The sequence below is a fragment of the Luteolibacter sp. Populi genome (assembly GCF_040801775.1).
Taxonomy (GTDB): domain Bacteria; phylum Verrucomicrobiota; class Verrucomicrobiia; order Verrucomicrobiales; family Akkermansiaceae; genus Haloferula.
The window spans coordinates 4,255,649-4,274,744 of record NZ_CP161812.1 but is presented as its reverse complement, the minus strand read 5'-3'; the positions used below and the strand labels follow the sequence as shown (position 1 = coordinate 4,274,744).

The window sequence follows — 19,096 nt, the reverse complement described above, 5'->3', positions numbered from 1 at the left end:
ATTGCACTCATGCTCCGCGTCCTTCTCCTCACCACTTCCCTCCTATCCGCCTCGCTGGCGGACACCTTCGTCAATCCCATCGCGGAAGGCGCGGACCCCTGCGTCATCCGCCATGACGGCAAATACATCTGGTGCCAATCTGCCGGCAACGGTGGCGTGGCCCTCTGGATCTCCGACCGCCTGACCTCGCTCGGCCGCCCCCACGTGGTATGGAAGGCCCCGGAAACCGGCCCCTACTCGAAGGAAATCTGGGCCCCGGAACTCCAGTTCATCGACGGCAAGTTCTACATCTACGTCGCCGCCTCGGACGGCAAAAACGCGAATCACCTCGCCTACGCCTTGGAATCCGAAGGTGCCGACCCGCTCGGCCCCTACAAGCTTCACGGCCCCTTCGCCACCGGCGAGGGCCAGGACGGCAAGTCCCCCAACATCTGGGCCATCGACATGATGACCTTCAAGTCGGGCGGCAAGCTCTACGCCGTCTGGTCCGGCTGGGACAAGCCCGGCAGCGACAACCAATATCTCTACATCGCGCCGATGAAATCTCCCGTGGAACTCTCCGGCCCGCGGGTCCTCTTGGCGAAGAACGACACCTATCTCTGGGAACGCACCGAGGAGAAGGAAGGCACCCGCGGCCTCGCGGAGGGCCCGCAGATCCTCCAGAACGAAGGTCGCACCTTCCTGATCTACTCCACCGCCGCTTCCTGGCTGCCCACCTACAAGCTCGGCCTTATGGAACTCACCGGCGCGGCCCCCCTCGACCCCGCGTCGTGGAAGAAGCACGCGGAGCCCGTCTTCCGCGGCACCGCCAAGACCTTCGGCACCGGCCACGGCGGCTTCGTCAAGAGCCCGGACGACAAGGAGTGGTGGCACATCTATCACGCCAAGCGCGATCGCGGCGGCAATTGGAAGCGCTCGATCTTCGTCCAGCCCTTCACCTTCAAGGCCGGCTTCCCCGACTTCGGCCAACCGGTCGCTCCCGGCTCCTCGATCGAGCGCCCCTCCGGAGAAAATCCGCCCTCTACCAAGCTCCCCTTCTCGGCCTCCTTCCACAGCGAGAAGGACCTGGCTCCCTTCTCCTACTACGGACACCAGCAATTCCTCGCCATGACAAAGGACGGCGTCGAACTCGGTGCCATCCCCGCACAGCCCGTGAACGACTACCGCAGCGGCGAGAAGCTCGTCCTGAATGGCGGCGACCTTACCGACTTCACCGCCAGCACCCGCATCACCTTCGTGAAGGGGGACCGCGATACCGGCCTCCTGTTCCGCATCACCAACCCCTCCGTCGGCTTCGATGCCCAACGCGGCTACTTCGCCGGGATCGTCCCAAATACCAAGATCGTCGTACTTGGAAAAACGGATGGTTCGAGCTGGAAGGAAATTGCACGGGCACCACTCACGTCCGACGCGGCAAAGCCGATGGATCTCAGCGTCACGGCAAAAGGCCCTGAGATCACCATCACGCTCGATGGCAAAAAGCTCATCACCGCCAAGGACGACAGCTACGCGAAGGGCAGCGTCGGCCTGCGCGTGGTGGATACCCACGCCCGCTTCAACGGCTTGGAAGTGACAGCAGCCGAGTAGGGACTCCCCGTCGAGACCGGCGACGTGCTCATCGACCGGGACGTCCCCGGTAGGACACCTCCGCGAGAACCTGGCGACGGCGAAACTGGAGCTGCCGAAAGAGGCGCTGGAGCGGCTGGACGGGTTGGTTTGAGCGAAGCGCGAGAGCTACGGGGGCGGCAATGGCACGAGGCCTGCGAAAGGGATGGAAACCCATGTCCGATTTCCCCATCTCTGCTGCCGCCCTCCGGGCACACGATCTCGTCTTCAGCCACGACGGCATGCCGGGATACCAGCGCCGGCGAAGCGGGAAGGGATTCAGCTATCTCACGCCGAAGGGCTCGACGCTGCGCAGTGCGGAGGAAAGGAAGCGGATCGCTTCACTGGTGATCCCGCCGGCTTACGAATCGGTGTGGATCTGCGTTCTTCCGAATGGTCACTTGCAAGCGACCGGTCTCGATCAGCGCGGGCGGAAGCAATACCGCTATCATCCGGACTGGCACTCGCTGTCCGCGGACCGGAAGTTCGAGATCCTGCCGGAATTCGCGAAGGCACTGCCGCGGATCCGGCGACGGGTGAAGGCGGCATTGGATGGGGAGACGCTGGATCGGGAACGGATCGTGGCCGGGGTGGTGGGGCTGTTAGACAGCACCGGCTTCCGCATCGGGAACCACCGCTACGCGAAGGAAAACCGCAGCTTCGGGCTGTCCACCTTACTCACGCGGCATCTGAGCGAGGAGGATGGCGGGTGGGTACTGCGCTTCAAGGGCAAGTCGGGGAAGGAACACGAGGCGCAGGTCAGGGACGCGCGGATTGCAACCTTGATCGCGGAACTGCACGAGTTGCCCGGGCAACGGCTATTCCGTCACGAGGACGAGAGCGGCAGCTTGCACGATGTCGGCACCGCAGAGGTGAATGATTGGCTGAAGGAGGTTGGCGGCGGGGATTTCACCGCGAAGCAATTCCGGACCTGGCGGGCGACCCTGCTGTGCGCCTTGGAGCTGGGGAAGGCACCGCCGGAAGAATCGGAGGCGGCTTGCAAGCGGGCGGAGGTGGCGGCGATCCGTCTGACCGCTGAAGTGTTGAATCACACGCCGGCGACTTGCCGGAAGTACTACATTCATCCGGGGATCTTGCGGGCCTATCGGAGCGGGGATTTGTACCGGGCGATGATCGGCAAGCCGCCGCGGATGCGGCGGGTGGATGAGAGCGCGAAGCTGAAGGCGGATGAGCGAAGGGTACTGGCCTTGATCGAGAAGTATCCGGCAAGGAGGAGTAAGAGAACGTGAGGAGACGTCCGATGCGCTTCTTCGGGAACAGTCAGGACGCTTCACCTTGGCGGTTCCGCCCTCCGCACCCGCAGCCAAAGCGGCGTCGTGCCTTGCGCGTTACCCACATCTTCGTGATGCTTCACGGACGGCTCTTCCCCCGGGGGCGCGGAGCCACCGGCCCGCAGAACGGTCCCTCGCTGCTGTGGACACGGAAAGCCAGGCAGAAAGGCAACGGCGCTTTCCGACACCGCCGCGTGATGGATAATGCTCCTGCGGTAGCTTCTGCGGGGCAGAGCCTCCGCGGTCCCGGGCGCTGGCGCGTCAAGCCGGACGCGATGTGGGTGAGGCGCTTATCGGTGCGGCCAGCGTGCGTATTCGTTCAATACCGCCTCGCCCCAGTTTCCATACCAAGCATAGCCATTGCGACGTTCGGCCCCGATGTCGGCAAGCTGCGCCTTCTTCACGCCATCGCGGTCGCAGAAGAAAGGGCGGCCGGTTTCGATGTCATAGAACCGGGCCCAAAGGCCCGGGGCGGCCGGATCGAGCGTCAATCGCGCATCACCATCGGCCTTTTCAACCTTCGCCCCCTTGATCTTGGCTTGCTCGAACCAAGCGACACCAGCCTTCACCGCCCCGATCACCTGCGGCGACGGGTGCTGGATCGACATCAGGAAACTCAATATCCCTGCGCTCTCCGAACCACTCAGAGAGGGTAGTTCGTAGGCACGCGCGGCAGCGGGGGCCAAGGTGATCTCATCGTGCTGGGCGCACCACACGGTGCGCTTGCCCCCGACCCGGATCTGGCATTCCAGGATGCAATTCACCCCGCGATCCAGAGCGCGGCGCGCGGCATCCCCGCCCCCGGTTTCGACCAAGCCGCGCCACTCGTCATCCGCCACGGATCGAAGCAGCCGAAGCAGCCGGATCATGGTGCCATCGTTAAAGGTGATGTGGCGGTGGTATTGCTGGCCGGGAGGGTGTCGCTGCGGGAAGCCGCCGTTCGGATATTGCGCCGCCAAGATGTGATCGAGGCCGCGTCGAAATGCTTTCGCGCAGAGTTCGTCACCTGTGGCCTCAAACGCGCGTGCAAGAAAGCGCATCTCGTCGGTGGTCGCCTTGTTGTCGAAGGTGCCGATGATTCCGGCGGAATCGCCACGATGGAGTTCACCGCTGTTGTCCTGGTTTTTCGGCCAAGCCCCCGGGACCGATTGCCAGGAGAGGACATTCGCCGTCGCCGCACGACCTTCGGGGCTGCGGAACCACTCCGCCTCTTTTTGCAACAGGGCCGGCGGCAGGGCGGCTGATGCACACACCGACGTTAGCAGCAGGAGAATAAGCTGTGGCGGCATCATGGGCGCGGCATGTGCTTATACAGCGATCGGATCGGGCAGCTTTCCTTGAACCCTGCCGCGCTACTCACATCGCCTTCTTCGCCTGCTTGCGGGCTTCGCGCTGGGCGCGGATCTTGCGCATGAAGGAGGAGACCTTCGCGCTATGGCGGGGCCGGGCTGGCAGATGGTGCGGCATGATCGCGGAGAAGAGGTGCACCAGCGGGTAGGTCAGAGCGGCGAGCAGGATGGCCGAGATCAGGGTGCCGAGGAAAAAGTCCCCGGTATTCCCATTCAAGATCGTTTGCGGGACCCAGTGCCTGCCGTCGTCCGACTTGTTCAGGTCGTCCAGCCAATGCAGGAAGCTCTTGAACCACTGGATATCGGGAAGCTGCAAGCCGAGGGAGCCGGCAACCTTCGACCCGATCCAATACTGGCCGAGAAACAAGGGGACATTCGTCAGCGGATTGCTGAGCCAGCAAGCGGCCATGGCGATCGGCACGTTCGAGTGGAAGCGCATCGCCACGATCCCTGCGAAGATCATCTGCATCGGCAGCGGCATGACCGCGAAGAACATCCCGATCGTCAGACCCGTGGCCACCGTATCGCGGCAGGGCATCCAGAGGCGGCGCTCGAAGAGCTTATGGGTCAGGTCCTGCCACCAGTGACGATGACGCAGCCGTTTGTGCCGCAACGCGCGATAGGCGCGTCGGACGAGCCAGAGGTAGCGTCGCTTCATGCCGCAGAGAGGGAAGACGCCCTGACCTTCCTTTGCAAAGGGACTTGAAGCAACCGCAAATCCCTTGCCGGTCCTGATATTCATCCCCAATGTGCCGCCACTCCCTCATGAATTGGTGGCAGGCTCTTATCCTAGGGGTGATCGAAGGGATCACCGAATACCTCCCCGTCAGCTCCACCGGCCACCTCATCGTCGCCCAGCGGATGATGGGCATGGGGCTGTCCGGTGAGGACAAGGCGGCGGCGGATTGCTTCGCGATCTGCATCCAGGGCGGGGCGATTGCCGCCGTGCTGGGCCTCTACTGGCCGCGGGTCCGCCAGATGATCCTGGGCCTGCTGGGCAAGGACAAGGAGGGTCTGCAACTGATCTTCGCCCTGATCGCTGGCTTTCTGCCCGCCGCAGTGATCGGGCTGATCGCAAACGACTGGATCGAGGAGAAACTTTTCCACTTCAAATGGATCGCCATCGCCTGGTTCGTGGGCGGGATTGCGATCCTGTGGGTGGACCGCTGGATGAAAAAAGGCGGTGGCAGCAAGGGCGTGGAACTTGCCCAGCTGACCCTGAAAATGGCGCTGGTGATCGGCCTGGCCCAGTGCGTGGCGATGTGGCCGGGCACCTCGCGCAGCCTGATGACCATCCTCGGCGGCCTGCTGGTCGGCCTGCGGCTCAGCGCGGCAGTCGAGTTTTCCTTCCTCCTTGGCCTTCTCACCCTCGGTGCCGCGACGGCCAAAAAGGCGGTCTGGCCGGTTCACGACATCGCGGAGAAGTATGATCACAAGTTCGGCGGGGCGATGCTGATGTGGGATCACTACGGGTTCGTGCCGCTTTTCATCGGAGTGGTCGCCGCCACGATTTCCGCGGCGGTGGCCGTGAAGTGGATGGTGGCCTACCTGAACCGGAGCGGGCTTGGGGTTTTCGGCTGGTATAGGATCGTCGTGGCCCTGATCGCGGCGGGGATGATTGCGACTAACTTCCTTGGCCTTAACGGGTCCTGAGCTGCGCGGTTTTGACTTGCCGGGAGACGCACAGGGCCTTGCACTGGCAGGGTGAGCGGACTGCCGCAAAAACCCGCCTTTCTGCTCCTCCTCGCCCTGCTGGCATTTGCCATCCCGGCGTGGGCGCAGGAACGGTCTGCCCGCGTGGCCCTGACGGATGGCTTCGATTTCCCGGTGGGCAAACCCGACGCGGCGGGCTTCTACAAGGCCCGCGGCATGCGGCTCACCCCGCCGGTCCATTTCGGCGAGGACTGGAATGGCAAGGGAGGCGGTGATTCCGACATGGGCGCGCCAGTCTACAGCATCGGCGACGGGGTGGTGACCTGGGCCTATGACGTCCACCAGGGCTGGGGCAACGTGGTGATCATCCGTTACGCCTACCGTGACCCTGCAAGCGGCCAGGTCCGCTTCTGCGACGCGCTTTACGGCCATCTGCGGGATATGGGCGTGCGGGTCAGCCAACTGGTGAAGCGCGGCCAGCAGATCGGCACGATCGGCAACAACCGCGGGATGTATGCCGCGCACCTGCATTTTGAAATCCGCCACAATCTGAACATCGGTATGCAGCGCGACAGCGTGGCGCGGGACCTCACGAATTGGGCCGACCCCACGACCTTCATTAACCGCTACCGGCGCCTGAACCGCGACTGGGGGAAGGCCGCCATGCCGATCGGCACTTACCAGGAGTATCAGGGCTTCAAGGGCCTCTGAGCGATGGCCCGGCGCGGATCGAGGTATATTCGGCGGCTGTTGACGGTGTTTATCGTCTCGGGTCTCGCTTGGTTGCTGGGCAAAGCCGGTCTTTTGGACGACTTGGTCAAGACGGAGAGCTGGCCGAAAACTCCGCCAGCCGGTAAGATCGAGACGCGTGACACCGGCAAGACCGGAGCATATCAAAAGTTTTCCGGCTGCCGCTACGAGGAGCACCGCCAGAACGATGGTGACAGCTTCCGGGTACTCCTGCCGGATGGGCGGGTGGAGCAATTCCGGCTTTATTTCGTGGATTGCCCGGAGAGCCAATTCCGCACCTACAGCGGCGGCGCGGATAATCACGAACGGATCCACGAGCAGGCGCTCTATTTCGGCATTTCCGACAAGCAGGCGGTGGAGATCGGTGCCCGGGCGAAGGCGAGGGTGCATGAGCTTCTGGGGAAAGGCAGCTTCACGCTCCACACCCGCTGGGAGGATCCCTTCGGCGACCAGCGCTACCACGCCTTCATCCTGCCCTCCGGCGGGCCAGGGCTGGACGAGACCTTGGTCCGGGAGGGCCTCGCGCGGATCCATACGAAAGGCGCGGAGCTTCCCGACGGAATCCCGACGAAGGCCCGCCAGGCGCAACTCCGCGAACTGGAAGGCCAAGCCAAGAAAGCGAAGCGCGGGGCATGGGCAATGCGCTGATAATCAGATAATCCGAAGCAAAGAGAGGTCGACGGAAGCCGGGGAAATCTGCTACGAAAGAAGGGTTCCCCCACCCGATGAAATTCCCCCCGATTTTCGCCGTGGCGGCCTTCGCCACCCTGTCGCCCGTGCTGGCGCAGAACCCCGTTTACACCCTGCCGGGCGAGACCGGCGGAACCTTCACCTACCTGACGATTGCGCAGGGTACGGAGTATGCGGATTCCGCGCATCTGGCGGGCAGCGACCGGGTGCTGGATGACGCGGTGGTCACGCTCTACTCGAATGTGGCGCGGCAGACGACGGTCACACTGTCCTTTTACGCCGCGGTGCCGGCGCTGACCGAGTTCGAGGGCCAGCCGGGAGTGACGCCGGGTGCCCTGGCGGCCTTCCAGCCTGCCGATACCGCGCTGTGGACTTCCGGGCCGATGGTATTTTCGCTCGATGGGGATGGCGCGAACAATCTGAACCTCAACCAGTTGATTTTCTCGAACATCAACACCGTGGTGCCGGACGACATCTTCTGGTCGATCCAATTCAGCGACGTGACGAACTACAGCGACGGCGGGGCCTTCGGCCCGAAGCTGGAGAATGCCGCGGCCCTCGCCCCCACGGGTGCCGCAACCGATCCGAGCCGCTTCTACCTGCGCGATCCCGGCGGTGAATGGATCCCGGTGGCGCTGGGCACCGCGGCACCGCCGACCAGCACACTCTCGCTCCAGCTCACCGCCGTGCCGGAGCCATCCGCTGCAGTCCTGGTGGCGGTCGCAGCCGCCGGGCTGCTCCGGCGGAGGCGGCGCGCTTGAGAAATATCACGTTTCAAAATACGGAGCCTCGCTGACCACCGGCTTCCGCACCACCGGACGATCGGTAACGATCACGGTAGTACCGGGGGCCAGGACATCGTCCACCTTGGCAGCGAACTCCGGACTGAAGTGCAGGCGGCTGGAGACCGTCTCCGGATCGGTAAACATCGCCTTGCCCGTCTCCATGCTCATCCAGAGGCGCCCGTTGCGCCCGGGAACGAAACGGCTCGGGTCCTTCGACCTCCCGTCCATCAGCGAGAACACGTGCTCGCCGAGCGCGGTCACGCCGGTGACCTCCACCGCGGCGCGGCCAATCGGATTTCCGTCACGATAGACATAGATCGCCTTGTCCGCGGAACTGACCACAATGGTGATCGGGCCGCTCTTGCTGCGTTCGGGCTTCCACTCGTACTGGCCGTTGTCGAGCGCCTTGAGCATCTCCGGCGTGAAGTCCTGCGGTGCCAAGAGCAGGCCGGGATTCGCCGCAAGGTAGGGCGTGGGCAGCTTGCCATCCCCGATGACAACCGTGCCGCCCTTCTGCGTGGCGGTGAAAAGCAGCTTGGAGAAATCATACGGAAGGCGGACACAGCCATGGCTGGCCGGCTGGCCGGGCAGGTTTCCCGAGTGCATCGCGATCCCGCTCCAAGTCAGCCGCTGCATGTTCGGCATGGGCGCATTGGCATACTTCTTCGAACGATGGGTCTCCTTCTTCTCCAAGATCGTGAAGACGCCGCCGGGAGTAGCGTGGCCCTTGGATCCGGTGCTGACCGACGAGCGGCCGATGAGGATGCCATTCCGATAGACGTGCATGGTCTGTTTCGGAATGCTAACGAGGACCATGAGCGGGCCCTTCGGCGAAAGCTGGGGAGCCCACCAGTATTCGCCCGGCTTCAGCTCCCCGGTCGGCTTGTCGACGGGCGTGCCCTTGGTGTGGGCAGCGGGTTTCTCCATCGCTTGGGATAAGGTCGCGAAGGAGACGAGGACAGCGATGAGGGTCAGGATTCGCATGGGGATGGAGTTGGGGACCTGGATTATTTCACACATCTTATCTTTTTGGCCCGCCCTGCCAAGAACCTTGTCGGCGGCAGCTCTTGTCGGCCACTGCGGTTTCGAGGAGGGCCAACATAGGTGACGGTCATAGGGTTGATCTCAAGGTGCCGAGCCGCTTGAGTCGGCGCGTGACCGATGCCGCCGTAGTTTCCCCGCTGATCGCTTCCTCCCGCAAGCTGGCCGCGCGCCTCAGGCCGCTGGCCTTCACCAAGGCGAGCCACGTTTACCTGCCGCTGGATTACGCGCGGGAGCCGCATGAGGAATACCTACGGCGCTTCGGCAGCGGAAAAAAGCGGGTCGTCTTCCTTGGTATGAATCCGGGGCCCTTCGGGATGGCGCAAACCGGCGTGCCTTTCGGAGAAGTGGCGGCGGTGAGGGATTGGATGGGGATTTCCGCGGCGGTGGGGAAGCCGGAACGGGAGCACCCGAAGCGGCCGGTGCAGGGCTTCGATTGCGCGAAGTCGGAGGTCAGCGGGCGGCGGCTGTGGGGGCTCTTCGCGGAGCGCTTCCCGAAGGCGGAGGACTTCTTCGCGGGGCACTTCGTGCTCAATTACTGCCCGCTGGTATGGATGAGCGAGACCGGCGCAAACCTGACGCCCGACAAGCTGCCCGCGACGGAGATGGCCGCTGTGGAAGAAGCCTGCCTCGATCATCTGGCGGAGTCGATCGCCGCGCTCCAACCGGAGTGGCTGATCGGGGTCGGCGGCTATGCCGAGGAACGTCTCAAGCAGGCGGCAGGGATCACGGGTAGCACCGCGAAGCTCGGCCGGGTGCTACATCCTTCACCGGCTTCACCCGCGGCGAACCGCGGCTGGGCGGAGGCGGCGACGAAGCAGTTGCTGGGGCAAGGGGTATGGGACGCTTGAACGCGTCACAAAGCAGCCGTGGCCTTCGCTCCGAGATACGCTGCCAAATGTATTCCGAAGACCAGCAGCGAGCCGCACAACGTTCCACGGATGCGGGAACGGGTGAGAGCGGAGGGATAGGCTTTGGCCTTGATGCAAATGGATGAAAGCACCAGGAGCAGAATGCAGGCGTAGGTAGCGGGGAAAACGAACGGCCCACAGTCGAGTATCAGTCGGCTGTAGATCCTCCCTGCAAACACTCCGCTCATAAGAACAGCGCCTCCCGCGATGGTCGCCTCCGGGAGAAAGACCCGCACCAGGTCCTGCATCGACCCGATCGACCACGGATCACGCCCTTGCATGAGATCGGTCGATTCCAGAGGGACGAGGACAGGCAAGCTGTAATATTTTCTCCGCGCAATCGGCGAGCGTTCCGGTGTCCTCATCTCCCGCCGTCTCCGCCGGTTCTCCGCCGCCTCTCTGAAGGTCTCCCCTACCGGGGCGGCCGAAACCACCAGGGTAAGATCCTCATGAACCGCGTGGAGCCGCGGGACGGGATCTCTCGACCCCGCCGGACTGGTAGGAAATGGAGTTAGCGAATGCATGACAGAGGAGGATAGGGAATGCCCTCTGGCAGTCCCCGTGCCATCCCCATTAGACGTCAGGAGTTGTTGATAATCTGTGAAATTTTAAAAAATAGCCCGGGGGCGGGTCCGCACGTTTTGCGGGAATCCTGAAAGGAATTCAGGAAAAGCGCATCAGGGAAGCGCGATGTCCCACGCAGAAATTGACGCCGCCCGGGTGCTTTCTCCCGCTTCGCGGACGTCAATTCGGAGGCTCCGCCGAAGCAGGTGACGGATATCACGGGAATTACCGCGAAGCTTGTCGAGGCTGCATCTTCCACCCATGCCATTGCGCGATCGCCGCGAAAATCCTGCGTGTTCCTCTAGATGGATCTTTTGTGTAATTTCCTGTGGCCTTGCAGCCCATCATCTCGATAACCGACCGGCTATGAGCTACCAGACCACGGAAGACCAAGGGCGTTGGGCGGCCAACTCGAAGAAGCGATACGGACGCACCAAACAATACTATCTCGAACTCATTCGGACACAGGAAGGTCGTTGTGCCTTCTCCGGCGTTCCTTTGCTGTTCGACCCCGCATTGGGAACGGCCAAAAAGGGGGGCGCAGGCTGTCACGCACTTTACGCGGCCCTCGATCACACGGCAGCAGGCTGTGACGATCTCGGCCACGGCATCGTTTGTTACGCCCTCAATGACATCAAAGGGCATTTGCCTCACGACTGCTTCGTGGCGCTCCGTGAGACCGGAGCCTGGCAACAGTTCATGGCCAAGTGGCGTGTCCAGTCAGAACAGGACAGTTTAGATACCACAGCATTCTATGCGATACGGCACCAACGAAGCGCCTAACATGCGAACCGTTCCGCATGCGGCCGCTGAGAATCGATTTCCATTTTTCGCCAGCGGGTCCCGCCACTGCAAGGGATAGCCGGGCTCAACCCCCGGCTACTTGCGCTTTGATCCCTGCGGGATCAGGACGATGTGCGGAGATGAGCTTCCTTCATTCCAAGCGCAACCTGAGAGCCTCCAAGGCTTCGAGATTCGTGCGTAGCGTCACTTCCGCATCGGTCTCCGGGAGGTGGCTGAGGATGCCGACGGGGCCTTTCCAGCCGCTTGCCAGAACATGCCGCAGCATGGCAGCCTCGTGCTCGCCCTTGCCGGGCGGCATGATCTTGAGGCCCTTCTGATCGGCATCGTCCACCATGCCGTTGAGGTTGAGCGCGAGGAGGTGGGGCTTCATTTCATCGAAGAGCCGCGGGAAGTCCGCGACATGTGCGTGCCCGTGATGGAAGTTGTAGACCATGCCCACCTCCGGCGAATCCAGGGCACGGATGATCGCGATCTGGTTCCGTGGTTCGCCGAACCAGCCGCCGTGATTGTAGAGCGCGACCTTGCAGCCGAGGGCACGTGCTTCCAGCACCAGCGGCCGGAGTTGCTCGGCCGCGGCACGCAACTTCGCTTCCTGATCGGGATTCCCCGGCAGCGGCTCGCCGATCAAGACCCACCACTGCGGATGAATCCCGTGGCGGCGGATCACCTCGATGATCTTGCGGCTGTTGCCGTCCAACACGCCGGGCATCCACCACGCGGTGATCGCGATCTTATGGCGCTGCATCGCTTCCACCTCGGCATCGAAGCCGGCGACATGCTCGTCCCGCCAATCGTAGGCAAGCTGGTGGATTCCGAGACGCTCGAGCATCACGGCGCGTTCTTCCGGGCCTCGCTTCTTCACATCGAAGGGGACGATGCACCATGCGACCAGATTTTCCCGCTGCAGCAGCGCCGTATCGACGGCTCGTGAAGCGCTCGTCGCGAACAAGGAGATCATCAGCACGAGCCAGCGGAACATCCTGCCGCAACGGGGGCTAGCAGGCGGATCTTGCAAGCGTGACTTCGCCGCGGTGACTGCATCCATGCTAATCGCAGCATCAAAAGGGATCCGACCACTTGACCGACGGAATCAGGATCGTCTACCCGACCACTTGCGGGGTCCACGGAGCGAAGAACCGGCCCTCGTCAGTTGCGAAGCCACCGGGAACATGTCGCTAGGGACCTCCAAATGATCCCAGCACTTCGCCTTTGTAGGGCTCGTTGGGCGGCTCATCCAGTATCAGCTCGAGTTTTACACTTGTCCTACGTTCGCGTTCAGGCAGCGAAATTCCCAAGAGGAACAATGGTCCTCGAAAGAACTTCTTCATCTCTCCGGGAGCGATGGTAATCCTTTCGACTTCATCGGGAAGTCTGTCGGTTGCAGGATCCATAATTCCCGCCTGCCGCTTATCTGCGTAGGACTTAAATACCGTCACAAGAGGGTTCCTCCCGGTATTGGTCACCCAACCATCAACGTATGAGGTCGGCTTTGGTGAACGGAAGGCAAGATACAAATTTATATACCTCGCTCCAACATCCAGGTTCAGCGACGTCTTCTTCGCCGCAATCTTCACCTCAGCAACCTTTGTGACACCAGCGCACCCGCCAAGAGCCATCGTCACAATCACAAAAAGCATATTCGCCACAACTGGCTTTTTCATCACTATTCAGTTTAAGGATTTTCACCCCCGGCTCCATTTGAATTGATCGAATTGGATTCGTCATCGCAGGGGTGGTTTTGACTTTGTATAGAGGTTAAGCGTCTCTGCTCACGCGTTATTGCGCCTGCGGACAATCCATACGAGGAAGCTGGCGGACACCAGCGCGCCGACCGCGTAGCAGGTAACCTGGATGGTCTGGCTGATGAGGATCGGCAAGGTGCCGTCCGGATAGACGGGCTCCGGATAGAGCGGCCTGCCCGCGCGCCAGACCCAGGCACCCGCAGCCAGGCCGGCGAGTTCGGTGACAAGGATCAGGCAGGGCACGATCTTGAGCATGGTGCCGGGTGCGATCTTCGGCCTCGTGCCCGACCGACCGAGGAAGAGTGCGGCCAAGCCGAGAACAAGCCCTGGCCCGACGGAGGCGCGGAAGGCCCAGGCGGCAGCGAGCAAGGTGAGGTTCGTGATGCCCCACAGCGGCTCGTGATAGAGGGTGAAGTGCTCCGGCGAGATCCGGATGAGGTATTGGTCGTGGATCAGGCAGTAGAGGAAGACCTCCGCCCAAATGCCGAAGACGATGGCGTAGGTCACCGGCCGCGTCTCATCCAGGAGCGGGGCACGGGTCATTTTCAACAGCCGGTTCATCAGGGACGCGAGTTTGTGGAAAACCCGCCGCGCGGCGAGATGATTTGTATCCGCCTCCCCCGCTCTAACAAACCGCGGCGATCTCCACGTACCGCACGGTCGGAAGGGAGCTTTTCCCTTGCGGACCGGCACTCGCTCGCCATCATCGAAAATCCACTGGCGAGCCGCGCTGCGCCAATCCGAGTCATTTCCTTTTTATCTCCCAATTCTCCATGGCCGGTGAAGCACTCCCCCCGGACGTCAGGCAGCTCATTTTCCAGCACCTGTCCTCGGTGGAGGAATTGGAGATCCTGCTGCTGCTGACCGGGGAAGCCGGCAAGGCCTGGACGGTGGAGACAACCTATCAGCGAATCCTCAGCTCGCGGAAATCGGTGGAGAAAGGATTGGAGAAATTCGCCGCCGCGGGCCTCGTGTCGAAGATTCCTCCGCCTGAATCGCCCACCTACATTTTCGATCGCGCCGCGGCGGATACCACTTTCCAGGAACTCGCCCGCTGCTACCGGGAGCTGCCGGTGCGAGTGATCGAGGCGATCTATCAGAAAAGCCGCGATAGCGCCCAGGGCTTCGCCGATGCATTCAAGTTCAAGCGCGAGCCATGATTCCCATCCTCATCTATACCCTTTGCTTCCTGACCTGCTCGGGCTGCGCGGTCCTCCTGTGGAGAGGCTTCCGCAAGACCCGCTACCGGCTCCTGCTTTGGAGTTCGCTGTGCTTCCTGATCCTGGGTATCGCCAATCTGCTACTCTTTGCGGATCTCGTGCTCTACCCGGGATCCAGCCTGCTCGTTCTGAGAAATTGCGTCACCTTGGTGGCCATCCTAGTGCTCCTCGTGGGGCTGGTGTTCGAATCCCAATAAAGAATCTCCGCTGCCATGTTGGAATCATTCCTCTCCGGGGCCATCTGCATGGGCTACTTGGTGATCTCGCTGTTCTTCATCCGGTTTTGGAAGACCACCCACGACCGGCTCTTTGTCTTCTTCGCCCTCGCCTTCGGCCTGCTTCTTGCCGAGCGCGTAACCCGGGCCTCGCTGGAAATTCAGACCGAATGGATTCCCGTGGTCTTCACATTCCGCCTCGTCGCCTTCGGACTGATCCTCTACGCGGTATTCGACAAGAACCGCCGTCCTTGAGGATGCCGCTTTACCCAAGCCGCTTCCCTTCCCCCCACCCACCTGCTAGATGGCGGTATGCCGGAAGAGCGGTTCCGTTTCATCGATCTCGCGGTGCGCCCGCTCCCCCCGGCAGCGGCCCCTGCGAACTCGCGCGCGGCGAGCTGATGGACCGCTTGGCCCATGCCCGGCCGGCCGTCGGGGATGATACGCTGGCGGAGGCGACGGCACGCCTGCAGAAGGTGCGCTTCCCCAAGTTTGGCCTTTTAGCTATCGGCGGGCTCTGCCTCCTGGCCGCGGTGCTCGTGCCGGTGGTGAAGAACGCGAAGCTGGAACTGGTCCGGCTCAACCCGGTTCACCGCAGCTTCCGTACGACGTGGGGATTCGAGCAGCGATTCGAGCAGCGGATCGCGGCTGGGCTCGACAAGGAGCAGCGGCTCTTCCTGCTGGCGAATACCAGGGTGAGCGAGGATGCCGGCGTCTTGCGCTGGCTCGAATCGCCTGACGACGAAGCCTATCCCGAACTGCGGGAGGAAGCCCTCGCCGTGCTGCAGGAAGGTCATTCAAAGAAGCTCCTGCCAACCCTCCAGCTGAGGGCAGGGCAAGCAACCGACAACGGGCTCTGGCCCTTGCTGGAGGCACGCAACTGGTCGCGCGACTCGGCAGGCCGGATGCCCGGGGGCGGGGTGCTCCAGGTGCGGATTTTCAAGCCGGGTAACTTCCGCAAGAGCGTGAGCCTATTGGAAGAAGCGGCCGCGAAACCCGTCATCGAAAGCGAGCTGCCCGCCCATACCCTGCGTCGGCTCGGTATGCTCGGGGAGATTGAAACCATTGCCGATCAAGCTGAACAGCGGCACTTCCTGCAACTGCAACGGAACTTGGCCTCCTTCGACCAAGGTCGCAACCGTCTGCAAGAGATTTGGGTCGCCCGGGGCGAGGAGTTGGCGAAGTCCCGCGACAAAGAAGGTTGGAAGAAGTGGACGCAAGGCTGGCTGAGGCTCTCAACAACCCCCGTTCTGTGGAACGATCTCAACGAGGCCCTCTCCGAGCTCGGGAACATCGGCAAGACCATCGAATGCTTTCGAGCCCAAGCCCTGGCCCTCGGTCTCTCGGATGAGGTCGCACGCATGGACCGCCTGAAGAAGGTCTCCGACAGCTCCGCGCCCCCGCCGACCGGTCCGCCCCCTCTGTCAGTAAGCGGCCCTGTGCGATATCCCAGCAGCATAGCGGCAGGTCTGGTCCGCCCGCGTACCCACGCCGCTCGTCCGGGTACGGTCCCGGAGGAGGACTTCAAGGCCGGGCGGCTGGCCGAGCATGCCCTTGCGGACCGTCTGCTGGCCTTGGCGGCGGCCCTGCTCTTCGGCGTGATGGCGCTGCTCGCCATGCTGGAGGGATGGCGGCGGCTCCCCGCACAGCGCGGGCTGGCGGCAGGTTTGGTGCCTCTCTTCCGGCGGGTCGATTTCGCCTGGATCGGCAGCCTCGGGATCCTGCTGCCGCTGGCATGGCACGTGGTCATTGTGCGCTTCACGCCGCTGGGTTGTCGCGATTACGCGCTTCTGCACTGGGACCTGATGCTCGCCCTCCAGCAGGCGGGCGGCTCCTCTCTCTTCGCCTGCTGCATGCTGCTCCAGAGCGCCCGCTGGCGGATCGCGAAGCGGGCCGGCATCCTGGGCATGCGTCCGGCACGGCTGTGGGATGGCTGGATCATGGCGGGGATCGCCGCCTGCTTCGTGCCGGTGATCGGCTGCGTCCGCTACCTGACGCTCAGGCAGGAGGAATTCATGGTCCTGGGCACCGCGGCAGCCGGCTTTCCCCTGCTCTGGTGGGTATGGCGGGTGATCATGGCCGCCTGTCAACCGCAGGCATCTTCGCTCGGCGGGGTCCTGGTTTCACGCCTGCTGCTGCCGCTCTTCACCGCCGCGGCGGCCCTGTGCTTGCTGCTAATGATCCCGCTGCATGCGGAGGAAAAACGATGGGTGCGCGAGGACAAGCTCGGCGGTGCCGATCCCGCGGGCTCCACGCTCCAAGCTGTCGACGCTGCCGCCTTCGCGAAAGTCCGGCAGGATCTGCAGGCGGCGTGGTAAGCGTCCGCCAGCTTGACTATTTGCCCTTCGCCGCCGTCTCCAGAAGGTCGATCTTCTCATTCGCGCCCGTGATCAGGAGCTGCGCTTGGGTGATCTTCGCGTCCGCGTTCCGGGCTTGGCGGTCGTAAAAGTTGGCCTTGGTGAGCTCCGAATTATTGGTGCGCTGATAGGTTTGCACGTAGCCGTCGCTACCGGTGGTGGTCACCGTGTAGTTCGCGTCCGCGCGCATGGCGGAAGCCCGCTGGCGGGCGTTGTCCGCCTCCATTCGGGCCGATTCGATCCCGACCTCCATGCGCCGGACATAGGCTTCCAGGGCAGTGATCTTCGCGTGATTATCCCCTGCCGCATCCGGCAGGTTCTCGAGCGGAGTGTTCTTCTCCCCGGCTTCCTCGACATCGGCCTTCGCGACCGCCTTGTCGTGGGCGGTCTCAGCCTTGGCCTCCGCTTCGCGCTGCTTCTTGGCCGCCGCGTGGTCGCGCGGGAAACGGTCGGACAACGCCTTGGGCAGCTTCTCGAAGGGGATGCGGGCGGTGCCGCCGGCATGGGTGATCTTCACCCCCACGGCATCCTGACCGGTCACCTTGACGCTCTCGTAAACCTTCCCATCGCGCATCGTCAGGGTCCCGACTTCGAGCGGGAGTTGCACGGTTTCCGCGGCATTTGCCCATGCGGCAAGAAGCAGGAAGAGAGGGAGGAGGAGTTTCATGGAACAAGAAGGTGATATCTCAAAGCGGGATTAACGTCAATTCCGCCACGGCAAAACGCCCGGCCGCAGGCTGCGGACGGGCGCTTGGGAAAACGATGCGCGGGTTTCGCGATCAGACCGTCGGCTTGCCGACGCGGCGGACAGCGCCGAAACGCTTTTGGAACTTGTCGATGCGGCCCTCGGTATCCACGAACTGGGCTTTGCCAGTGAAGAACGGGTGCGAATCGGAGGTGATACCCATCGAGACGACGGAGTGCTCGACACCATCGATGACTTCCTTCTTCTCGGAAGACTTGGTGGAGCGCGTGACGAAGCGGGTGCCGGTGGTCATGTCCACGAAGACGACCGGGTTGTATTTCGGATGAAGATCCTTTTTCATGACAGTAGAGAGCCCGGACACGTTTCCGACGCGGCGGGAGCGGGAGGATGCATTTCGGCAGGCCGGTGTCAAGCCGCCGGGTGAGGAGAATGGAACGACGGTAGGACGCCCTCAAGCCAAGCCATCCGACCCGCCGAGGGCGACGAGGGCCACCGAGGGGATGGGAAGGGGCTTGCCCACCAGGAAGTCCTCGAGAGCGAGCTGAAGCCACTCGCGGGAGGCCCGGATATTCTCGAAGATGATCGAATGCGCCCCGGCTGAGCCGATGATGCGGTAACGCCCGACCTCCACCCGCAACTCGTCCTTTTCCCCGGCGAGCATCAGCTCCAGCACGATCGTCTTCTCACGGCTCTGGATCCGCAGCTCGGTCAAGCGACCGTAGCGTTCGAGCCTGCCAGCCAACAAACTTTTTACGGCACTGGATGCCAGACTATCCTTGAGATTCCCAAACATGCCGCTCCCCGCCAAATAATTGCAAAACGCACTTTCCTGCAATGCTTAATGCGTCCCCCAGAATCGCACGATCCACCAAGCCGCCAGACAGATCGCGAAGACAAGGATCCAAAAGCTGCCGCTGCCCGCACCCTCGCGATCTCCGTAGTGGCGGGGATCGGAGTGCTGCCGGGCGGCCCCGAACCATGCCATGCAGATCGCGCAGGCCAACACGATCGAGACGATGAGGGTCGCGGTCACGGTGGAATATCCGCATGATCCGGGCCAAGGCAAGGGGGCGCTGCTCCACAGCTACTTCCGATCAATCCTCCTCCGGAATCGTCTCGACGTGCATCGCCGCGAGTTCCGGCGAGGTGGAGGCTTCCTCGGCTTCCAGATAGTCGATATCGTTCAGGGCTGCGGCAGGATCGTCGCTGAGGCGCGCGGAGGCCTCGTAGGCATCGGCCACGGCGTCGCGGGTTTCGTCTTCCGCAGCCTCCATCCCCTGCTCGACCAGGGAAATGTTGGGCTCCTCGTCCACATAGGGCGGGGCAGTGGAGGACTTGCGGGTGGGCGGAATGGCTTCCACCGGATCAATGGGTGTCATGATGTTTCGGGATTTGGTTTCCCGATCTTCCTC

General features: G+C 62.8%; 24 protein-coding genes and 1 pseudogene. 13 read left to right on the top strand and 12 right to left on the bottom strand.

The window, feature by feature from the left end:
- Window positions 1-9 precede the first annotated feature (9 nt).
- The 3 genes and pseudogenes from ABWK72_RS17530 to ABWK72_RS17520 all read left to right on the top strand — a co-directional run bounded on the left by ABWK72_RS17530 (window position 10) and on the right by ABWK72_RS17520 (window position 2,855).
- Window positions 10-1,587 carry a family 43 glycosylhydrolase gene (locus tag ABWK72_RS17530; RefSeq protein ID WP_367870865.1) on the top strand — a complete coding sequence of 526 codons (1,578 nt, stop codon included), beginning with the start codon at window positions 10-12 and terminating at the stop codon, window positions 1,585-1,587.
- A 37-nt stretch (window positions 1,588-1,624) separates the two neighbouring features.
- Window positions 1,625-1,720 (top strand): annotated as a pseudogene (locus ABWK72_RS17525) (oxidoreductase); the annotation flags it as partial.
- A gap of 61 nt (window positions 1,721-1,781) precedes the next feature.
- Window positions 1,782-2,855: a DNA topoisomerase IB gene (locus ABWK72_RS17520; RefSeq protein WP_367870864.1), complete on the top strand. Its 1,074-nt coding sequence runs from the start codon at window positions 1,782-1,784 to the stop codon at window positions 2,853-2,855.
- 332 nt (window positions 2,856-3,187) lie between these two features.
- On the opposite strand, the gene pelA is transcribed toward ABWK72_RS17520, so the two are convergent.
- Complete coding sequence (gene pelA / locus ABWK72_RS17515) at window positions 3,188-4,189, bottom strand: pectate lyase (RefSeq protein WP_367870863.1); 1,002 nt, start codon at window positions 4,187-4,189, stop codon at window positions 3,188-3,190.
- Window positions 4,190-4,253: 64 nt separating this feature from the next.
- Window positions 4,254-4,904 (bottom strand): DUF2062 domain-containing protein, encoded by a 651-nt coding sequence (locus tag ABWK72_RS17510; RefSeq protein WP_367870862.1) that lies wholly within the window; start codon window positions 4,902-4,904, stop codon window positions 4,254-4,256.
- An 89-nt stretch (window positions 4,905-4,993) separates the two neighbouring features.
- Between ABWK72_RS17510 and ABWK72_RS17505 the strand changes: the two genes are divergently transcribed.
- The 4 genes from ABWK72_RS17505 (at window position 4,994) to ABWK72_RS17490 (ending at window position 8,100) form a co-directional block, all read left to right on the top strand.
- Window positions 4,994-5,899, top strand: coding sequence for an undecaprenyl-diphosphate phosphatase (locus ABWK72_RS17505; RefSeq protein ID WP_367870861.1), 906 nt, complete (start codon window positions 4,994-4,996; stop codon window positions 5,897-5,899).
- A gap of 51 nt (window positions 5,900-5,950) precedes the next feature.
- Entirely contained in the window at window positions 5,951-6,610 is a 660-nt protein-coding gene (locus ABWK72_RS17500) for a murein hydrolase activator EnvC (protein WP_367870860.1), read from the top strand.
- Between the two features lie 45 nt (window positions 6,611-6,655).
- Window positions 6,656-7,297, top strand: coding sequence for a thermonuclease family protein (locus tag ABWK72_RS17495; RefSeq protein WP_367875352.1), 642 nt, complete (start codon window positions 6,656-6,658; stop codon window positions 7,295-7,297).
- 77 nt (window positions 7,298-7,374) lie between these two features.
- Complete coding sequence (locus ABWK72_RS17490) at window positions 7,375-8,100, top strand: PEP-CTERM sorting domain-containing protein (RefSeq protein ID WP_367870859.1); 726 nt, start codon at window positions 7,375-7,377, stop codon at window positions 8,098-8,100.
- 6 nt (window positions 8,101-8,106) lie between these two features.
- On the opposite strand, the gene ABWK72_RS17485 is transcribed toward ABWK72_RS17490, so the two are convergent.
- Entirely contained in the window at window positions 8,107-9,108 is a 1,002-nt protein-coding gene (locus ABWK72_RS17485) for a L,D-transpeptidase (protein ID WP_367870858.1), read from the bottom strand.
- Between the two features lie 170 nt (window positions 9,109-9,278).
- Between ABWK72_RS17485 and ABWK72_RS17480 the strand changes: the two genes are divergently transcribed.
- Window positions 9,279-10,016 (top strand): uracil-DNA glycosylase family protein, encoded by a 738-nt coding sequence (locus ABWK72_RS17480; RefSeq protein ID WP_367870857.1) that lies wholly within the window; start codon window positions 9,279-9,281, stop codon window positions 10,014-10,016.
- A gap of 5 nt (window positions 10,017-10,021) precedes the next feature.
- Here the strand turns inward: ABWK72_RS17480 and ABWK72_RS17475 are convergent, their stop codons facing one another.
- Window positions 10,022-10,393 carry a hypothetical protein gene (locus ABWK72_RS17475; RefSeq protein WP_367870856.1) on the bottom strand — a complete coding sequence of 124 codons (372 nt, stop codon included), beginning with the start codon at window positions 10,391-10,393 and terminating at the stop codon, window positions 10,022-10,024.
- Between the two features lie 613 nt (window positions 10,394-11,006).
- Here ABWK72_RS17475 and ABWK72_RS17470 point away from each other — a divergent pair.
- Window positions 11,007-11,423: a hypothetical protein gene (locus ABWK72_RS17470; RefSeq protein WP_367870855.1), complete on the top strand. Its 417-nt coding sequence runs from the start codon at window positions 11,007-11,009 to the stop codon at window positions 11,421-11,423.
- Between the two features lie 151 nt (window positions 11,424-11,574).
- Here ABWK72_RS17470 and ABWK72_RS17465 read toward each other — a convergent pair whose 3' ends face one another.
- From ABWK72_RS17465 to ABWK72_RS17455, 3 genes are all read right to left on the bottom strand, one after another.
- Window positions 11,575-12,423: a sugar phosphate isomerase/epimerase family protein gene (locus tag ABWK72_RS17465; RefSeq protein ID WP_367870854.1), complete on the bottom strand. Its 849-nt coding sequence runs from the start codon at window positions 12,421-12,423 to the stop codon at window positions 11,575-11,577.
- Window positions 12,424-12,619: 196 nt separating this feature from the next.
- On the bottom strand, window positions 12,620-13,105 hold the full coding sequence (locus ABWK72_RS17460; RefSeq protein WP_367870853.1) for a hypothetical protein: 486 nt from the start codon (window positions 13,103-13,105) through the stop codon (window positions 12,620-12,622).
- Window positions 13,106-13,213: 108 nt separating this feature from the next.
- The gene (locus ABWK72_RS17455; RefSeq protein ID WP_367870852.1) at window positions 13,214-13,747 is read right to left on the bottom strand and encodes a hypothetical protein; all 534 of its coding nucleotides are present in this window, start codon (window positions 13,745-13,747) and stop codon (window positions 13,214-13,216) included.
- Window positions 13,748-13,959: 212 nt separating this feature from the next.
- On the opposite strand from ABWK72_RS17455, the gene ABWK72_RS17450 reads away from it, so the two are divergent.
- From ABWK72_RS17450 to ABWK72_RS17435, 4 genes are all read left to right on the top strand, one after another.
- Window positions 13,960-14,346 (top strand): hypothetical protein, encoded by a 387-nt coding sequence (locus ABWK72_RS17450; RefSeq protein WP_367870851.1) that lies wholly within the window; start codon window positions 13,960-13,962, stop codon window positions 14,344-14,346.
- Window positions 14,343-14,603, top strand: a complete 261-nt coding sequence (locus tag ABWK72_RS17445; protein ID WP_367870850.1) for a DUF5985 family protein — start codon at window positions 14,343-14,345, stop codon at window positions 14,601-14,603. The genes ABWK72_RS17450 and ABWK72_RS17445 overlap by 4 nt, the downstream gene beginning before the upstream one ends.
- Before the next feature lie 15 nt (window positions 14,604-14,618).
- Window positions 14,619-14,876, top strand: coding sequence for a DUF5985 family protein (locus tag ABWK72_RS17440; protein WP_367870849.1), 258 nt, complete (start codon window positions 14,619-14,621; stop codon window positions 14,874-14,876).
- A gap of 146 nt (window positions 14,877-15,022) precedes the next feature.
- Window positions 15,023-16,939 (top strand): hypothetical protein, encoded by a 1,917-nt coding sequence (locus tag ABWK72_RS17435; protein WP_367870848.1) that lies wholly within the window; start codon window positions 15,023-15,025, stop codon window positions 16,937-16,939.
- Window positions 16,940-16,955: 16 nt separating this feature from the next.
- Here the strand turns inward: ABWK72_RS17435 and ABWK72_RS17430 are convergent, their stop codons facing one another.
- The 5 genes from ABWK72_RS17430 to ABWK72_RS17410 form a co-directional block, all read right to left on the bottom strand.
- Window positions 16,956-17,645 (bottom strand): hypothetical protein, encoded by a 690-nt coding sequence (locus ABWK72_RS17430; protein WP_367870847.1) that lies wholly within the window; start codon window positions 17,643-17,645, stop codon window positions 16,956-16,958.
- Between the two features lie 112 nt (window positions 17,646-17,757).
- Entirely contained in the window at window positions 17,758-18,024 is a 267-nt protein-coding gene (locus ABWK72_RS17425; RefSeq protein WP_367870846.1) for a type B 50S ribosomal protein L31, read from the bottom strand.
- Window positions 18,025-18,135: 111 nt separating this feature from the next.
- Window positions 18,136-18,477, bottom strand: a complete 342-nt coding sequence (locus ABWK72_RS17420) for a hypothetical protein (protein ID WP_367870845.1) — start codon at window positions 18,475-18,477, stop codon at window positions 18,136-18,138.
- 45 nt (window positions 18,478-18,522) lie between these two features.
- Complete coding sequence (locus ABWK72_RS17415) at window positions 18,523-18,717, bottom strand: hypothetical protein (RefSeq protein ID WP_367870844.1); 195 nt, start codon at window positions 18,715-18,717, stop codon at window positions 18,523-18,525.
- Between the two features lie 61 nt (window positions 18,718-18,778).
- Window positions 18,779-19,063, bottom strand: a complete 285-nt coding sequence (locus ABWK72_RS17410; RefSeq protein ID WP_367870843.1) for a hypothetical protein — start codon at window positions 19,061-19,063, stop codon at window positions 18,779-18,781.
- Window positions 19,064-19,096 lie beyond the last annotated feature (33 nt).

What these genes read in the sequence shown, in the direction of transcription:
- ABWK72_RS17530 (WP_367870865.1), top strand. Translation starts at nt 10, where the DNA reads ATGCTCCGCGTCCTTCTCCTCACCACTTCCCTCCTATCCGCCTCGCTG.
- ABWK72_RS17520 (WP_367870864.1), top strand. Translation starts at nt 1,782, where the DNA reads ATGTCCGATTTCCCCATCTCTGCTGCCGCCCTCCGGGCACACGATCTC.
- pelA (WP_367870863.1), bottom strand. Translation starts at nt 4,189, where the DNA reads ATGATGCCGCCACAGCTTATTCTCCTGCTGCTAACGTCGGTGTGTGCA.
- ABWK72_RS17510 (WP_367870862.1), bottom strand. Translation starts at nt 4,904, where the DNA reads ATGAAGCGACGCTACCTCTGGCTCGTCCGACGCGCCTATCGCGCGTTG.
- ABWK72_RS17505 (WP_367870861.1), top strand. Translation starts at nt 4,994, where the DNA reads ATGTGCCGCCACTCCCTCATGAATTGGTGGCAGGCTCTTATCCTAGGG.
- ABWK72_RS17490 (WP_367870859.1), top strand. Translation starts at nt 7,375, where the DNA reads ATGAAATTCCCCCCGATTTTCGCCGTGGCGGCCTTCGCCACCCTGTCG.
- ABWK72_RS17485 (WP_367870858.1), bottom strand. Translation starts at nt 9,108, where the DNA reads ATGCGAATCCTGACCCTCATCGCTGTCCTCGTCTCCTTCGCGACCTTA.
- ABWK72_RS17470 (WP_367870855.1), top strand. Translation starts at nt 11,007, where the DNA reads ATGAGCTACCAGACCACGGAAGACCAAGGGCGTTGGGCGGCCAACTCG.
- ABWK72_RS17465 (WP_367870854.1), bottom strand. Translation starts at nt 12,423, where the DNA reads ATGTTCCGCTGGCTCGTGCTGATGATCTCCTTGTTCGCGACGAGCGCT.
- ABWK72_RS17460 (WP_367870853.1), bottom strand. Translation starts at nt 13,105, where the DNA reads ATGAAAAAGCCAGTTGTGGCGAATATGCTTTTTGTGATTGTGACGATG.
- ABWK72_RS17455 (WP_367870852.1), bottom strand. Translation starts at nt 13,747, where the DNA reads ATGAACCGGCTGTTGAAAATGACCCGTGCCCCGCTCCTGGATGAGACG.
- ABWK72_RS17450 (WP_367870851.1), top strand. Translation starts at nt 13,960, where the DNA reads ATGGCCGGTGAAGCACTCCCCCCGGACGTCAGGCAGCTCATTTTCCAG.
- ABWK72_RS17445 (WP_367870850.1), top strand. Translation starts at nt 14,343, where the DNA reads ATGATTCCCATCCTCATCTATACCCTTTGCTTCCTGACCTGCTCGGGC.
- ABWK72_RS17440 (WP_367870849.1), top strand. Translation starts at nt 14,619, where the DNA reads ATGTTGGAATCATTCCTCTCCGGGGCCATCTGCATGGGCTACTTGGTG.
- ABWK72_RS17435 (WP_367870848.1), top strand. Translation starts at nt 15,023, where the DNA reads ATGGACCGCTTGGCCCATGCCCGGCCGGCCGTCGGGGATGATACGCTG.
- ABWK72_RS17430 (WP_367870847.1), bottom strand. Translation starts at nt 17,645, where the DNA reads ATGAAACTCCTCCTCCCTCTCTTCCTGCTTCTTGCCGCATGGGCAAAT.
- ABWK72_RS17425 (WP_367870846.1), bottom strand. Translation starts at nt 18,024, where the DNA reads ATGAAAAAGGATCTTCATCCGAAATACAACCCGGTCGTCTTCGTGGAC.
- ABWK72_RS17420 (WP_367870845.1), bottom strand. Translation starts at nt 18,477, where the DNA reads ATGTTTGGGAATCTCAAGGATAGTCTGGCATCCAGTGCCGTAAAAAGT.
- ABWK72_RS17410 (WP_367870843.1), bottom strand. Translation starts at nt 19,063, where the DNA reads ATGACACCCATTGATCCGGTGGAAGCCATTCCGCCCACCCGCAAGTCC.